The organism is Zongyangia sp. (assembly GCF_965361945.1).
Genome location: NZ_CBDTOK010000091.1, coordinates 1 through 16,502 on the forward strand (window position 1 = coordinate 1; position 16,502 = coordinate 16,502).

Sequence of the window (16,502 nt, forward strand, 5' to 3'; positions counted from 1 at the left end):
ATGCAGAAAATTTCGGAACTGCCTGTTCCCAAACGGCCCATCTTTATGGTGATGTCCAGCTTTGACAACGAAAAGTTCGAGCGCCAAGTTTTGCAGGAGGGCGCGTCTTATTATTTTCTCAAGCCTTTTGATGTCAGTGTGATGGCAAAGCGGATTATGCAGATCGCTGGTCTTTCCACCGAATCCGCCGCTCCCTTGGTCAGTCACACGACGGCGCGCAAGGAACCGGACCTGGAGGTGATGGTCACCGAGATCATCCACCAAATCGGCGTTCCGGCCCACATCAAAGGCTATCACTATCTGAGAGAATCCATCATGTTGGCGGTGGAGAATCCGGACATCATCAATTCGGTGACCAAGCAGTTATATCCGTCGGTGGCTGTCAAGTTTGAGACAACCTCTTCCCGTGTAGAGCGCGCCATCCGTCATGCCATTGAGGTGGCTTGGGATCGGGGCGATGTGGATACCCTTAACTCCTATTTTGGCTACACCATCCACAACGGCAGAGGGAAGCCGACCAACTCTGAATTTATTGCCATGATCTCCGATAAGCTGCGGTTGAAACTGAAAAATGCCAACTGAGGAATCTTTTCCCAACATCTAGGCGCGTCTCGACATTGAGGCGCGCTTTTTTATTAAAGAACACCAAAAATGGGGAAAATTGTGTGAAGTATTTTTGCTACATCCCTGGCAGGGCATGAGTTGTTCCCATTTTGCAAAAGTGATATAATATAGGTTAAATCCTGCGCTTTTTCTTAGCGCAGGGTGGTTAAGAAAATGAGGTGAGTGTTTGGCACCGACTGGAAAAAAGCTCTACATCATTGTGGGACATTACGGCAGCGGCAAGACCAATTTTGCAGTCAATTTAGCGGTTGACCTGCAAAAGAGGGGAGAAAAGGTGGCTATTGCCGATATGGACATTGTCAATCCCTATTTCCGTTCTGCTGATTTTACCGAACTGTTCGAGAAATTAGGCATTGACGTGGTCAATCCTCCTTTCGCAAACACCAATTTGGATATTCCCTCTGTTACAGCGGAAATCGACGGCCTGCTGGAGCGCCGGGACACTTCGGTGATCCTGGATATCGGCGGGGACGATGCAGGCGCCGCAGTGTTGGGCCGGTATTCCCAGAAGATCAAGGACCGGGGCGAGTATGAGTTATTATACGTCATCAACAAAAGCCGGTATTTGACCAGGGAAGCGGATGATACCATCCAGGTGCTTCGGGAAATTGAGGCCGCGTCAAGACTAAAGGCGACAGGGCTTGTGAACAATACCCATCTTTGTACCGAAACCATGCCGGAGACGGTGGAGCATGCCTTTGACTACGCCGATGAGATCGCGGAGAAGACGGGGCTTCCCATCCTTTATACCACAGTGCGGCGGGATTTATTGGAAAAAGTCGACCCAAAGGGGAGGACCTTATACCCTGTTGACATCTATGTGAAGACGCCGTGGCAATAACAGAAAATCAGGCGGTTTGAACCGCTTACATATATCATTAGGTCTTAGATAGAGAGGAATGTGAGCAAAGCATGGCAAAGATTACCGTCAACGAAAACAAATGTAAGGGCTGCGGGCTATGTGCCACAGCCTGCCCCAAAAAAATCATTGTCCTATCCAAGGACAGGCTCAATGCCAAGGGTTATCACCCGGCAGAGTGCATTGACTTTGAAAAATGTATTGGATGTGCAATGTGCGCGACCATGTGTCCGGATGTTGCCATCGTTGTGGAAAGGTAGGGAACAACATTGGCTGAAAGAGTACTCATGAAGGGCAACGAAGCACTGGGCGAAGCGGCAATGCGCGCCGGATGTCGTCACTTCTTCGGTTACCCCATCACCCCCCAGACAGAGCTTTCTGCGTATCTGTCCAAAATGATGCCCAAGGTAGGCGGCACCTTCCTTCAGGCAGAAAGTGAAATTGCTGCCATCAACATGGTGCTGGGCGCTGCCAGCGCCGGCGTTCGGGCGATGACCAGCTCTTCTTCCCCCGGCATCTCCCTGAAATGCGAAGGCATTTCCTACATAGCGGGCTCCGACCTGCCCTGCGTCATTGTCAACGTGCAGAGAGGCGGCCCGGGTCTGGGCGGCATCCAGCCCTCCCAGGCGGATTATTGGCAGGCCACCAGAGCTCCCGGCCACGGCGACCTCCACGCTATTGTTTTTGCCCCCTCCACCGTTCAGGAGATGGTGAACATCGTGTTCGAGGCCTTTGACAAGGCAGACGAATACCGTATGCCGGCGATGATCCTGGCGGATGGCATGCTGGGCCAGATGATGGAGCCGGTGGAATTCCCGGAACTGAAGGCCCATACAGTGGAAAAGCCCTGGGCGACCAATGGCCATAAGGGCGAGAGAAAACACAATATCGTCAATTCCCTGTTCTTGCAGCCCCAGCAGCTGGAGGACAAGATCAGAGAGCGCTTTGAAAGATACGCAATCATTCAGGAGAAGGAAGCCAAGGCTGAGGAATATCTCACCGAGGACGCAGACATTGTCCTGGTTGCTTATGGCGCTTCTTCCCGTATTGCCAGAAGCGCGGTCAACTCCGCCCGTGCTGAAGGCATTAAAGCAGGACTCATCCGGCCCATTACCCTGTGGCCCTTCCCGGTGAAGAATATCCAGGCTGCCTGCAAGAGTGCGAAAGCATTTTTGGCAGTGGAGATGAGCATGGGCCAGATGGTGGACGATGTCCGCCTGGCTGTCAATGGTGAGCATCCGGTCCACTTCTTTGGACGGACCGGCGGTATCATCCCGTCGCCGGCAGAGGTCCTGGCAAAAATTGAAGAAATTTCAGGGGGTGCAAAATAATGGCTGTTGTTTTTGAAAAACCCCATGCCCTTGCGGATACCACCTTCCATTACTGCCCTGGATGTACCCACGGCATTATCCACCGTCTGGTGGCGGAGGTCATTGACGAGCTGGGTGTGGAAGGAAAGACCGTAGGCGTATGCCCGGTCGGCTGCTCTGTTATGGCGTACGATTATTTTAACTGCGATATGGTAGAAGCGGCCCATGGACGTGCTCCCGCTGTGGCCACCGGCCTCAAGCGCGCACTGCCTGACAACGTCATCTTCACCTATCAGGGCGATGGTGACCTGGCGGCCATCGGTACTGCGGAAACTGTCCACTCCGCAACCCGTGGTGAGAATATCACCATCATCTTTGTCAACAACGCCATTTATGGCATGACCGGCGGCCAGATGGCTCCCACCACCCTGCCCGGTCAGGTAACCCAGACCACCCCTTATGGCCGTGATACCAACACTGCCGGTTATCCGGTGCGGGTGTGCGAGATGCTCTCCACCCTGTCCGGCGTAGCGCTGGCACAGCGTGTGGCCGTGGATACGGTTCCCCACATCAACGAGGCGAAAAAGGCCATTAAAAAAGCATTCCAGAATCAGCTGGATAACAAGGGATTCTCGATTGTAGAGGTGCTTTCCACCTGCCCGACCAACTGGGGAATGACCCCCACAGAGGCCCTGCAGTGGTTGCGTGACAATATGATGCCCTATTATCCGCTGGGCGTCTATAAAGACGTGGAAGAGGGGGTAAAGAAATAATGGCAGGAATCAATATGGTTTTTGCAGGCTTCGGCGGACAGGGTATTCTGTTCGCGGGAAAGGTCTGCGCTTATAGCGGTTTGATGGAAGAGAAGGAAGTATCCTGGCTGCCCTCTTACGGACCGGAGATGCGCGGCGGTACTGCTAACTGCAGTGTCTGCATTTCTGACGAGCCCATTGGCTCTCCGCTGGTGCTCACACCTGATGCGCTGATTGCGATGAACATCCAGTCCTATGATAAATTTATCGATGCCGTTGTCCCCGGCGGCGTTGCTGTTATCGACAGCACCCTGGTGGACAAGAAAACCGAGCGGCAGGACATCAAGGCATTTTATGTGCCGGCCACCCAGATGGCCAATGACCTGCAGTTGCAGGGACTGGCCAACATCATCCTCTTGGGCAAACTGCTCAAGGAGACTGGTTTTGCCTCTTTAGAGGCGGTGGAAAAAGCAATCGCCAAATGCGTCCCTCCGAGAAAACAGCACCTACTGGAGCCCAATATGCGGGCCATCAAGGCAGGCATGGAAGCATAATAGAACTCTCTCTGATAAAAATCCCCTCTGCTATGTGCAGAGGGGATTTTTTGGCGCTTGGGAGTCCGCTTTTCTTTATCCGGCGGATGTGATAAAATACAAACAACTGGAAAGGAGGAAGGGCCATGCTGAGATTGCTGCTGGGAGTTTCGGGCACAGGGAAAACCACCTATCTGCTCCGAAAGGCAGAGGAAGCATCCCAACAGGGAAAGCGGGTCTTTTTTATTGTCCCGGAACAATATTCGTTTGAAACGGAAAAAGCGGTCACCGCTTTTCTGGCGCAAGGCGGCGAAAAGATCGAAGCGGTCAGTTTTTCCCGGCTTTGCAATCTCATTTTCCGAGAGTATGGCGGGCTTTCAGGGGAAAGCCTGGATGACAGCGGCAGGACGATGCTCATGAGCATGGCGTTGGATCAGGTGAGGGATCACCTGTCTGTCTATGAGCGGCAGGCGGGGAACACCGCCTTCGCCTCCAAAGCCCTTTCCATGCTTGACGAGTTTAAAAACTCCTCGCTGGGTCCTGAAGAGGTGGAAGAACTGTCTCAAAGTCTGGAGGGAAGCCCCGTTGGGGAAAAGCTTTCCGACCTGTCGCTCATCTACAGTGCCTACGAGGCAATGCTGGAACGGGGACGCCATGACCCCAGGGATGATTTAATGCGGGCCCTTTCCTTGGTACAAGATACAGATTTCTTTTTAGACTCTGTGGTTATCCTAGACGCCTTTTTTTCCTTTCCAAAGGCAGAACTTGCCCTCATTCAGTGCGCGCTGCAAAAGGCGGAGGAGGTTTCTGTTTCCCTTTGCTGCGATTCACTTACCGGTACAGGGGCCAGGGCCTTTGATGTCTGTCGGGACAGCGCCCGCCGGTTGATGAGGATGGCCAAGGAAAGCGGTTGTACAGTAGCGCCGCCGGTTCTTCTGACGGAAGTTTATCGTTATGAAAAGGCAACCCTTGGCCATGTAGCGGCCCAGTGCGCCTATGTCCCCGGGGAGAGGACCGGTCAAAATGACGGTTCTGTCCTGGTGGCGCAGGCGGGAGGCCGGTATGAGGAGGTGCGCTTTGCGGCGGCTACCATCCGCAAGCTTGTCCGGGAGGAAGGGCTGCGCTATCGGGATATTGTTGTCATCGCCAGGAGCCTGGAGGACTATCAGGCTCCTCTGGAAGATGTGTTTGCCCGCTACGACATCCCCTATTTTATGGATCAGCGGATTCAGGTGCAGTATATGCCGCTGATGAACCTGGTTACCTCCCTGGTGGACATAGCCCGAGGGAATTTTTCCACTGGGGATGTCATGCGGCATCTCAAAAGCTACCTTTTGGAGGTGGATTCTGACAGTATCTATGACCTGGAAGGCTACTGCTATACCTGGAACATTGACCGAAACGGCTGGCTTCAGGAATGGAAGCAAAATCCTTCCGGCATGCAGACCAGGATGACGGAAGAGGATGGGGAGAAGCTTGTCGCTCTGGAGGAGTTGAGAAAGACCATTGTGGGCCCTCTGTCCGCTTTTCGGGAAAAAACCCGCGGCAGCCTGGATGGAGAGGCTTTTGCCCGGGCCATCTTTGCCTATCTAGAGGAAACAGGGATACCGGGCAGGGTGGAAATGCTGGCAAAATCCTATGAGAGGGCGGGGGAGAAAAACAGAGCGGATGAGCTGTATGCCTGCTGGGAGGTGCTGATGGGCATCCTAGAGCAGTTTTCCGCCGTATTGGGGGGAAGGCAGCTAGGCCTTGCCCGGCTGGGAGAGATGCTCAGCCTTTCCATCGCCGGGAGCGACCTGGGACATATCCCCCAGACCCTGGATCAGGTGACCATCGGTGCGGCCGACCGCATCCGCCCCAGTGGCCCAAAGGTGACCCTGATTTTAGGGGCAAATGAGGGGGTGTTTCCCCTGAGCGCGCCGCCTCAGAGCTTGATTTCCCAGCCGGAGCGCCTGCTGATCAACCGTCTGGGGGAGCAGGTTTTTGAGACCTTGGAGGACCGCTTTTATAAGGAGTTTACCTATATTTATATGGCGGTGACATCGCCCTCCCAAAAGTTGGTCATTTCCTATCCCACCATGGATGTGGAGGGCAAGCCCTTGTTCCCGGCTCCCTTTGTTCAGCAGATTTGCACCATGGTGGAAGGGCTTGCCCCTTTGCATATAGATCGGCTGCCAGCGTCTTATTTTGTAGAGAATCAGCGTTCGGCCATGGATATGTTGGCAGAACACCTGCGGGAAGATCTGCCTGAGACGATATCCCTGGCCAAGGCGGCAGCTAGGACGCAAAAAGAGATGGTAGAAAACCTCTTTTTCCTAGCGCAGAATAGGCCCTACGCGCTCCGGGAGGAAGCAAACGCCAGGGCTTTGCTGGGAAAAAGGCTTAAACTGAGCCCCTCCCGGCTGGACCGATATTATCACTGCCCCTTTCAGTATTTCTGCCAGGACATGCTGGGGCTGCGGCCCCGGAAAAAGGCGGAATTTTCCCCGATTCAGTCGGGCAGCGTTATCCATTTTGTGCTGGAGCAGATGGTGTCCCGCCATGGGGCCAGAGGGCTGCATCAGTTGACCCGTGCCGCCCTCCGGGAGGAGTGCCAGCAATTGCTGGCCCAATACCTACAGACGGTATTCGGGGAGGGGGAAATTCCCAAAAGAATGAGGTATCTTTTTTCCCGGCTGACCGATACCCTGACCCGGCTGCTCTCCCAGCTGGCCCGGGAGTTTGCCCAAAGCCAGTTTGAACCGGTGGATTTTGAACTGCCTATCCGGGAATACGGAGAAAACAAGCCGGTGGAGCTTGTCTCTAAAACCGGGGAGCATATCCTGGTGGAGGGGATCATCGACCGGGTGGACATGGCGGTAATCCGGGGGAAAAAATATGTCCGGGTGGTGGACTATAAATCCGGCGTCAAGCAGTTTTCCCTTTCTGATATTGCCTATGGGCTGAATATGCAGATGCTGATCTATCTGTTCTCCCTTTGGGAAAACGGCGCGGGGAAGTATAAAGACTGTTATCCTGCCGGGGTTCTCTACATGCCGGCCAAAAGCGAGATCATCACCGCCGACCGCCATGCCACCCCGGAGCAGATGGAGCAGGAACACGCCAAGACCTTGAAGATGAACGGCCTTCTTCTGGAGGATGAAGAGGTGGTGGAAGCCATGGAGCCAGAGGTTCGGGGGGTATTCATCCCGGCGAAAAAGAAAAAGGACGGCACCTTTGACAAGCTGTCCTCCCTGGCCACCCTGGCCCGGTTTGGCAAGCTCAGCCGCCATGTCAACGATGAGATCATCCGCATGGCAGACGCCTTATGCCAGGGGAGGATTGGCGCTGATCCGGTGGAACAGGGAGGAATCCCTGCCTGTCACTGGTGCGACTTTCAGGCGGTATGCAAACATGAAGGGGGAGACGGAGCCCATCTTCTCCCCACCTTGGATAAAGAAACGTTCTATGCCCAGCTGGATGAACGATACGGAGAGGAGGAATAGGCCATGGCAGTCAATTGGACACCTATGCAGCACCTGGCGATTTCTTCTCAGGGAGGACCCTTGCTGGTTTCCGCCGCTGCTGGCAGCGGGAAGACAGCGGTGCTGGTGGAGCGGATCATCCGGAAAATTACGGATCCGGTGAACCCGGTGGATGTGGACCGGCTGCTGGTGGTCACCTTCTCCAATGCGGCGGCGGCCCAGATGCGTGCCCGCATCGGGGCCAGGCTTAGTGAACTGCTCAGCGCAGACAGCAGCAACACCCAGCTCCTTCGCCAGCAGACCCTGCTCTCCGGAGCCCACATCAGCACGGTTCACGCCTTCTGCCTGGAGCTCATCCGGCAGAACTTTATGCGGCTGGATCTCCCTGCCGATTTTCGGATTGGGGATGAATATGAGCTTTCCACCATCCGGGCGGATGTGTTGGAACAGCTGATGGAAAGCGCTTATGAAAGCGGAGGAGAAGCTTTTTATGACCTGGTGGAGCTTTTTTCCTCCACCAAAAATGACAGCCGCTTGCAGGAGATTATCGACCGCCTTTATGGCTTTTTGGTCTCCCATCCCTTTTATGAGGACTGGCTGGATCAAAAGCTGGCGGATTATGAAAACGCTCCGGCAGCGGGTGAAAGCATATGGGGCAGGATCATCCTTTCCTACGCCGGGGATACTGTGGAGCGGGCGAAACGGATCACCAAGGATTCCATCGCCCAGATGGCGGGGGATGAGGCCATGGAAAAGGCCTATCTTCCCGCATTTCAGGATGATTTGTATCAGTTAGAGGCCCTGTCCCAGGTGTTGAATGGCGGGAACTGGGATGCTGCTGTCAGCGCCCTGTCCCATTTTCAGTTTATGAAATTGGGGCAGCTGAGAAAGTATGAGAATACGGCTTTCAAGGATCAAGTGCAAAACGGGCGGAAGATGGTCAAAGAGAGTATTGTCTCCTTGCTCAGCCATCAGTTTTGCGCCAGTGAGGCCGAATATCAGGAGGATATTGCCTTTCTTCTGCCCCATATCCGGCTGTTGTTTGACCTAGTTAAGGATTTTGCCCGGCGTTTTTCCCAGGCAAAGCTACAAAAGAAGATCATTGACTTTTCCGACATTGAGCAAATGTCCCTGCGCCTGCTGATGGAACGGGGAGAAAACGGTTACCAACAGACCGATACGGCAAGGGAGCTTTCCCAATCTTTCGATGAAATCCTGGTGGACGAATATCAGGACACCAACGAGATCCAGGACATGATTTTCCGCGCCCTTTCCCAAGAAGAGCAGAACCTCTTTATGGTAGGGGATGTTAAGCAGAGTATCTACCGATTCCGCCAGGCCATGCCAGAGCTTTTTCTGGAGAGGAAAAACCAATACGCCGACATTACCCAAGGGGTGCGGCCGGCAAAAATTCTGCTCCAGAACAACTTCCGCAGCCGGAAGGGGGTCACCGACGCCGTCAACTTCCTTTTTTCCCAGCTGATGAGCGAGCAGGCGGGAGAAATTGTCTACGATGAGGGGGAGGCCCTTTGGCCCAGCGCGCATTTTGAGAGCCCTGATGGGTTGCAGACCGAGCTGTGGGCCCTGGATCTTTCTTCCTGTGCTGACGCCAAAGAGCGGGTAGAAGCAGAAGCCGCTTATATCGCGGGGAAAATTGCAGCCATGCTGCGGGAGCAGGTTTTGGTGGAGGAAGGGGGAGAAATCCGCCCCTGCAGGGCGTCGGATTTCTGCATCCTCCTGCGTTCGCCCAAGGGCCGGGCGGAAGTCTATCGGGATGCCCTCCTCCGCGCTGGAATAGGCGCCGGATGCGACCTGAGCGGCGGATTTTTTCAGTCCAAGGAAATTCAGACCATCCTTTCCCTGCTGCGGGTGATCGACAATCCTCAAAACGATGTGGCGCTGGCCGCCGCCCTTCTCTCCCCGGCTCTGATGATGGACGCGGACGATTTGACCCGCATCCGGCTCTATGACCGAGGTTCTTCCTTTTATATAGCTTTGTGCAAAGGGGCCCAGGCGGGGGATGCCCAGTGCGGGAAAGCGCTTTCCCTTATCCAGCGGATGCGGGATTTTGGCATTGCCAACCCCATCTACCGGCTGGTGCAGAAAATATACGATGAAACGGGGCTTATCTCTAAAATGATGGCCTATGAAAGCCCCAGACAGCGCCGGGACAACCTGCATTTGTTTGTGGACTACTGCCGCCGTTATGAAGCGGGAGGCTATCAGGGCCTGGGGGAGCTGCTGCGGCTATTGGATCGGATGATCGAGGAAGAAGACGATCTGCCTGGAGCCCAAAATCTGGGTGAGGGCGGGGATATGGTACGGATTATGAGCATCCATAAGTCCAAAGGGCTGGAATTTCCCGTGGTTATCCTGGCGGACACATCCCGCCAGTTTAATAAGTCCGATCTGAAAAGCGCGACACTGACCCATCCCCGTCTGGGCTTTTCCTGTGTCCGGCGGGATCTTGCTACCCTGAAGCAGTTTACCACCGTTCCCCATGAGGCGCTGAAGCTGGAAACCCTCCGGGCCCAGCTTTCTGAGGAGATGCGGGTGCTTTATGTGGCACTGACCAGGGCTAAGGAGCGGCTGATCCTGTCGGTGGGTCTCAAGGATATGGAGAAGAGCCTGGGCAGGTTGGGAGCTCTGCTGGGGGAAGAGGTTTCCATCCCTCCTAGCGCTGTTATGGGAGCAGGTTCCTATGGAGAGTGGATCCTCATGGGAGCGCTGCGCCATCCGGACGCGGACAAACTGAGATTGCTGGCGGGGCTCCCCAGCGGAAAAGCATTGGATATGAATGGGGGAAGCCCCTGGAAGGTAGAGGTCGTCCTGCCGGAAAACGAGGAACAGAGTATGGGAAAAGAAATATCCTATGAAAGCCGGGAGGATTCGGAGCTGACAAAACAGCTTCTCCTCCAGATGGATTTTTCTTATCCCTATGAAAAGGCGGTGCGCATTCCAACGAAACTCTCTGTTTCCCAGGTGGTCAAAGAGGGGCCGGGACATCGGTTTCTCCGCCGGCCCTCCTTTTTGCGCCACGATGAGCTTACCCCGGCCCAAAAGGGCAACGCCATCCACAAGTTCATGCAGTTTGCCGACTTTAAGGCAGCCAGCCGCAGCCCGGAGGAGGAAATTGCCCGGCTGGTAGAGCGCCAGTTTATCTCCCCACAGGAGGCCCAGTGGGTATCTCCCCAAAAGGTGAGCAGCTTTTTTGAAAGCGGGATAGGCAAGCGGATGCTGGCTTCCCCCCGACTTCTGCGGGAATACCGCTTTTTGGGGGAAGTCTCCGCTGAAATTGCCGGCGGGGAACCGGGAGAGGAGCCCATTTCCATTCAGGGAGTTATGGACTGTCTCTTCTTTGAGGGGGAGGAGATGGTCATTGTGGACTACAAGACCGACCAGGTCAAGGGGCCCGAGGAGCTTGTGGCGCGATACGCCGGCCAGCTGGCCCTGTATGAAGAAATCGCTCAGAAGGCGTTAGGGCATCCTGTCAAAGAAAAAATCCTCTATTCCTTTCATCTCGATGGGGAAATTCGGGTATAGCTTGGCTTTTATGCGAAAAACTGTTGACAGAATGGCAATGTTTTGCTAAGATAGTTAAGACAACAAAGTAGAACCGTCAATCCGTTCTCACCTTTTCGCGGCCTTGTAAAAGGCGGCAGCGCAGAAGGTCAATACCACTCGGCACAGGATATTTCTGTGCTTTGATTCGTGTATTGAGCGTGGATGGTTTGCCGTCCACGCTTTGTATTTTACTTTGGATTTTGGAGGTGCTTGACAATTAGCAACAAGGAACTGCAGATCAATGAGGAGATCAGGGACAAAGAAGTCAGGGTGATTGATGCCGACGGCAGCCAGCTGGGCATCCTTTCCGGCAGAGACGCGCAGCGTATTGCTTTGGAAAAGAACCTGGACCTTGTAAAAATCGCTCCCCAGGCGAAACCGCCTGTTTGCCGCATTATGGATTATGGCAAATACCGCTTTGAGCAGTCCAAGCGCGAGAAGGAAGCAAAGAAAAACCAGCGGGTCATTGAGATTAAAGAGGTGCGCCTCTCTCTGAACATTGACACCAATGATTTTAACACAAAGGTCAATCATGCACAGAAATTCCTGAAAGCCGGCAATAAGGTCAAAGTCTCCATTCGGTTCCGCGGACGCGAAATGGCTCACGCCCAGCTGGGCACCGGGATTATGCAGCGTTTTGCAGATGCTTGTAGCGAATTTGGAAGCGTTGAAAAGATGCCGAAGATTGAGGGACGCAGCATGACAATGTTCATTTCGTCCAAGCCCACAAAGTGATTTAGGAGGAACTATAAAATGCCTAAGATTAAAACACACACTGGTGCGAAAAAAAGGTTCAAACTGACCAAAAATGGTAAAGTGAAACGCGCCCATGCATTTAAATCCCATATCCTGAACAAAAAATCGACAAAACGCAAAAGAGGTCTGCGCAAAGCTACTTATGCTGACAAGACCAATATGAAGCAGATCAAGCTGCTGGTTCCCTACAAATAAGAGAACTGACGATCAAAACCAAAGATTGTCGCAAGACCTAAAAACGAAAGCGGATTGTCGAAACCGGCATCCTGCGCTTTACTATTGGAGGTAACGAAACTATGGCACGTATCAAAGGGGCAATGATGACCCGCAAGAGAAGAAAAAAAGTCCTCAAACTTGCCAAAGGCTACTATGGCGCAAAGAGCAGACTCTTTAAGACCGCAAAACAGGCGGTCATGAAATCCGGCAACTATGCCTATATCGGCCGCAAACAGAAAAAACGCAACTTCCGCAGCCTGTGGATCACCCGTATTTCTGCTGCTTGCCGCATGAATGGAATGAACTATTCCACCTTCATGAACGGTCTGAAAAAAGCCCAGATCAACCTCAACCGCAAAATGCTCTCTGAGATCGCTATCAATGATCCGGCTGCATTTACCGCACTGGTTGAAAAAGCAAAAGCTGCTCTCTAAGAGCTTTGAAATATGCCCGTGTCGGATGACCCGGGCATATTTTTTCATATGGAAGGCAGCCAAAGGAGGAAGAAGATGGATATCCTCACAAGCCGGGAGAATCCGACGGTGAAAAACCTGTGCAAGCTTTTGGCAAGCAAAAAGGCGCGGCGGGAACAGGGCCTTTTTGTAACGGAGGGCGTAAAGCTGTGTTTAGAGGCCTTTCGTTCCGGCGTTTTGGTAAAGCAAATATTTTATACCCCGGAGAGCTTGGAAAAATATCCCGAAGAGATGAAGTATTTGCTTTGCCAAAGCCCCCATGCCACCCCAATTTCCGCAGGGGTGGCCCAGAAAATATCCACCGCCTCCACTCCGCAGGGGGTATTTTGTCTGTGCAATCTGCTTGACAACCAAAAAACCCTTGCTAAAATAAACAGTAACGGGAAATATCTGGCTTTATGCTCCCTGCAGGATCCGGGAAATATGGGCACTGTCATCCGCAGTGCGGAAGCGTTCGGCATTGATGGGCTGATTGTCACCGGGGATTGCCCCGATATCTACAGCCCGAAGGTGCTGCGCTCCACCATGGGCAGCGCCTTCCGCCTACCCATTGCCGTGACCGATGACCTGCAGGATTTAACAGTCCGGATGCGGGCCGCTGGTGTCTCTGTATATGGCGCTGCCCTATCGGAGGACAGTGTTCCTTTGACTGGACTTCATTTCGACGGCGGTGCCCTTGTGCTTATCGGCAATGAGGGCAACGGCCTTTCAGCAAAGGAACAGGCGCTGTGCGATCAGAAGGTCATCATCCCCATGAAAGGCAGAGCCGAGTCCCTTAATGCGGCGGTGGCCGCAGCGGTATTTCTGTGGGAGATGACAAAATAGGCAAAACGATGCCGGAAAACGGCGGAGGAGGAAGACAGATGGTCTCCACTCGTTATTGGGTTTGGCTGCAGTGCTGCATCCACCAAGGCAGTGCTTTGATCTGTGACATTTTGGATGTGTATGGTGATCCCCAGCGCTTTTATGAGGCCGTGTCCTCCTGCGACCCGGATGCGGGTCTGAAGGAACTGACCAGCATCACCAATTCCCAGCTGCAAAAATGTAAAAATACGCCGCTGGACATAGCGGACAAGATTATATCCGACTGCCAGCGGGTGGGATGCGACATCCTCTGTTACGACGCCCCGGAATTTCCCGATCGCCTCCGCCACATCTATGCCCCGCCTGCTGTTTTGTACCAAAAGGGCACCCTTGCGGGGCTGGATCAGATCCCGGCCATTGCCATGGTGGGCACAAGAAAGATGACGCCCTATGGCAAGAAGGCGGCTGTGGACTTTGGCACCCAGCTGGCAAGAGCAGGGATTTGTGTCATCAGCGGTATGGCGGTGGGCGTGGACATTATGTCCATGAAAGCGGCCCTGAAGGCCGGCGGCTATGTGATTGGCGTGCTGGGCTGCGGCATTGATGTGAATTATCCAGCGGAAAACGCCAAAATGAAGGAACTTGTCTCCAAGTACGGCTGTATTGTGACCGAATATCCGCCGGGCACAGGTCCCTGGAGAAGAAATTTCCCAGCCCGCAACCGGTTGATTTCCGGGCTTTCTCTAGGCACACTAGTCATCCAGGCGCCAAAGCACAGCGGTTCCCTGATTACCGCCGATGACGCGCTGGAACAGGGCAAAGACCTGTTTGTGGTGCCAGCACCATTGTATGATCCAACGGTATCCGGCAATCTGCGGCTTTTGCGGGATGGCTGTATCCCTGCAACAGAACCTGCCGATGTCATAGATTTTTACCGCTTCCGGTATGAACGGGAGCTGCTACAGGAACAGAGAAAGAACAAGGCGCGATTGACGGGAGAGCCTCTCCCAGCTTTGGAGGAAGAAACAGACGCGCCCTTGAAGGAACAGGCGGAAATTGAGCCGGATCCTGAGTATAGCCCGAAGCTTTCTCAGCAAAATAGAAACAGCGGGCAGGATGTGACGGCTCATCACCGGTATTCCCAGGATCCCAAGGTTTCGGAAGAAGCGCTACAGGTTTACCGGGTGCTGAGCGAAGAACCTGTCCATATGGAAGAGATTGCCCAGACCTTGGGAATGCGAATTTCTCAGGTGCTCGGCGCTCTGACAGAGCTGGAAATTGCAGGGGCGGTACGGTCCTATGCAGGACGTCGCTATGGAAAATGAGTGGAATGTTTGCCCAAAAGCATTTCCTCTGCATATAGATGGACGTGAAAGCGTCCGGTTTTTGAAAGTTTAGCAATTGGGAGGTTAGCATGTCGAATTTAGTCATTGTGGAGTCGCCGGCCAAGGCGAAAACCATTCAAAAATATCTGGGGAAGGACTATGATGTTGTGGCGTCTATGGGCCACATCCGGGACCTGCCCAAAAGCCGGCTGGGCGTGGATGTGGAGCATAATTTCGAGCCCCACTACATTGCCATCAAGGGAAAGGAAGAAATTATCCGCAACCTGAAGGCCAAGGCAAAAAAGAGTGACCATATCTATCTGGCCACCGACCCGGACCGGGAAGGGGAGGCTATTTCCTGGCATCTGGCCCATCTTTTGAAAATACCCACCGATGATGAAAACCGGGTGACCTTCAACGAGATCACCAAATCGGGAGTCCAGTCGGGGATGGAGCATCCGAGAAAGATTGACCAGGACCTGGTGGACGCTCAGCAGGCCCGCAGGATCCTCGACCGGATTGTAGGTTATAAGATTTCGCCCTTCCTGTGGAAAAAGATTAAGAGCGGCCTTTCCGCCGGCCGGGTTCAGTCGGTGGCGGTCCGGCTGATTGTAGACCGAGAAGAGGAAATCCGTGCCTTTAAGCCGGAAGAGTATTGGAGCATTGACGCCAAGCTTTCCGCGAAAGGCTCCCGCAAGGTGTTCGGAGCAAAGCTTCACTCCAAAGACGGAGAAAAGATAGAGATCAAAAATGAGGAGCAGGCCAACGCCATCCTGGCAGACCTGGAGGGCGCTCCCTTTGTGGTGGGCAGCGTCAAGAAAGGGGTCCGGAAAAAGACGCCGGCGCCTCCCTTTATCACCTCCACCCTGCAGCAGGAGGCCTCCCGCCGTCTGGGCTTCCAGGCCCGGCGGACCATGAAGGCGGCCCAGGAGCTCTACGAAGGCGTGGATGTGGAAGGCATGGGCCCCACCGGACTGATTACCTATATGAGAACCGACTCTCTGCGCATCTCCGATGAGGCTAGGGCAGAGGCAGAGACGTTCATCCTGGAAAAGTACGGCAAGCAGTATCTCCCCCAGACCCGCCGGGTCTATAAAACCAAAAGCTCGGCCCAGGATGCCCATGAGGCCATCCGGCCGGCTATGCCCTCTCTGACGCCGGACCGGGTAAAATCGAGCCTTTCCTCCGACCAGTATAAACTGTATAAACTCATCTGGGAACGTTTCATCGCCAGCCAGATGGCTACCGCGCTTCTCAATACCGTATCCGCTGACATCAACGCGAAAAACTATACTTTCAAGGCCTCGGGTTATTCGGTGAAGTTCGATGGTTTTACCGTGCTGTATGAAGAAAGCAAGGAGGAGGACAACGAGGAAAGCGGCGTTTTGCCGCCGCTGGTGGTGGGAGATCCTCTCAAGGTGAAATCCCTGGATGGCACCCAGCACTTTACCCAGCCGCCGCCACGGTATACAGAAGCTTCTATCATCAAAGCCCTGGAGGAAAATGAGATCGGACGCCCCAGCACCTACGCTCCTACCATCTCCACCATTCTGACCCGAGGTTATGTGGAGCGGGAGGGCAAGCAGCTCAAGCCTACAGCGTTAGGTGAGATCACCACCAAGGTGATGAGCGAGAACTTTGCCAACATCGTGGATGTGGCCTTCACCGCAAAGATGGAAAAGGATCTGGACCGGGTAGAATTGGGCAAGGCCGATTGGGTCAAGACCCTGGACCGGTTCTATAAAGATTTCGCCAAGACCCTGGAGACAGCGGAGAAGAATATGGACGGCACCAAGATCAAGGTGCCGGATGAGGAAACCGA

The 16,502-nt window shown here is 53.9% G+C and carries 14 protein-coding genes; all 14 read left to right on the plus strand.

Features of this window, described 5'->3' with window-relative positions:
- On the plus strand, positions 1-582 hold a 582-nt coding region (gene spo0A / locus ACZ25G_RS05720), incomplete at its 5' end, for a sporulation transcription factor Spo0A (protein ID WP_463681833.1).
- 208 nt (positions 583-790) lie between these two features.
- Positions 791-1,465: a P-loop NTPase gene (locus ACZ25G_RS05725; protein ID WP_191481663.1), complete on the plus strand. Its 675-nt coding sequence runs from the start codon at positions 791-793 to the stop codon at positions 1,463-1,465.
- Positions 1,466-1,536: 71 nt separating this feature from the next.
- Positions 1,537-1,743, plus strand: coding sequence for a 4Fe-4S binding protein (locus ACZ25G_RS05730; RefSeq protein ID WP_191481662.1), 207 nt, complete (start codon positions 1,537-1,539; stop codon positions 1,741-1,743).
- 9 nt (positions 1,744-1,752) lie between these two features.
- Positions 1,753-2,814: a 3-methyl-2-oxobutanoate dehydrogenase subunit VorB gene (locus tag ACZ25G_RS05735; protein WP_191481661.1), complete on the plus strand. Its 1,062-nt coding sequence runs from the start codon at positions 1,753-1,755 to the stop codon at positions 2,812-2,814.
- Entirely contained in the window at positions 2,814-3,566 is a 753-nt protein-coding gene (locus tag ACZ25G_RS05740; RefSeq protein ID WP_191481660.1) for a thiamine pyrophosphate-dependent enzyme, read from the plus strand. Before ACZ25G_RS05735 ends, ACZ25G_RS05740 begins: the two co-directional genes overlap by 1 nt.
- A complete protein-coding gene (locus ACZ25G_RS05745) occupies positions 3,566-4,099 on the plus strand; it encodes a 2-oxoacid:acceptor oxidoreductase family protein (protein WP_191481659.1) in 534 nt (177 codons plus the stop codon). Before ACZ25G_RS05740 ends, ACZ25G_RS05745 begins: the two co-directional genes overlap by 1 nt.
- Positions 4,100-4,224: 125 nt before the next feature.
- A complete protein-coding gene (locus ACZ25G_RS05750) occupies positions 4,225-7,563 on the plus strand; it encodes a PD-(D/E)XK nuclease family protein (protein WP_463681834.1) in 3,339 nt (1,112 codons plus the stop codon).
- Between the two features lie 3 nt (positions 7,564-7,566).
- A complete protein-coding gene (gene addA, locus ACZ25G_RS05755) occupies positions 7,567-11,085 on the plus strand; it encodes a helicase-exonuclease AddAB subunit AddA (protein WP_463681835.1) in 3,519 nt (1,172 codons plus the stop codon).
- A gap of 231 nt (positions 11,086-11,316) precedes the next feature.
- Complete coding sequence (gene infC, locus ACZ25G_RS05760; protein ID WP_224771543.1) at positions 11,317-11,841, plus strand: translation initiation factor IF-3; 525 nt, start codon at positions 11,317-11,319, stop codon at positions 11,839-11,841.
- 18 nt (positions 11,842-11,859) lie between these two features.
- A complete protein-coding gene (gene rpmI / locus ACZ25G_RS05765; RefSeq protein ID WP_191481655.1) occupies positions 11,860-12,057 on the plus strand; it encodes a 50S ribosomal protein L35 in 198 nt (65 codons plus the stop codon).
- Between the two features lie 101 nt (positions 12,058-12,158).
- Positions 12,159-12,512 carry a 50S ribosomal protein L20 gene (gene rplT / locus ACZ25G_RS05770; protein ID WP_191481654.1) on the plus strand — a complete coding sequence of 118 codons (354 nt, stop codon included), beginning with the start codon at positions 12,159-12,161 and terminating at the stop codon, positions 12,510-12,512.
- A gap of 75 nt (positions 12,513-12,587) precedes the next feature.
- Complete coding sequence (locus tag ACZ25G_RS05775; protein WP_463681836.1) at positions 12,588-13,376, plus strand: TrmH family RNA methyltransferase; 789 nt, start codon at positions 12,588-12,590, stop codon at positions 13,374-13,376.
- Positions 13,377-13,414: 38 nt separating this feature from the next.
- Complete coding sequence (gene dprA / locus ACZ25G_RS05780) at positions 13,415-14,680, plus strand: DNA-processing protein DprA (RefSeq protein ID WP_463681837.1); 1,266 nt, start codon at positions 13,415-13,417, stop codon at positions 14,678-14,680.
- Between the two features lie 89 nt (positions 14,681-14,769).
- A partial coding sequence (gene topA, locus ACZ25G_RS05785) for a type I DNA topoisomerase (RefSeq protein WP_463681838.1) occupies positions 14,770-16,502 on the plus strand: 1,733 nt, incomplete at its 3' end.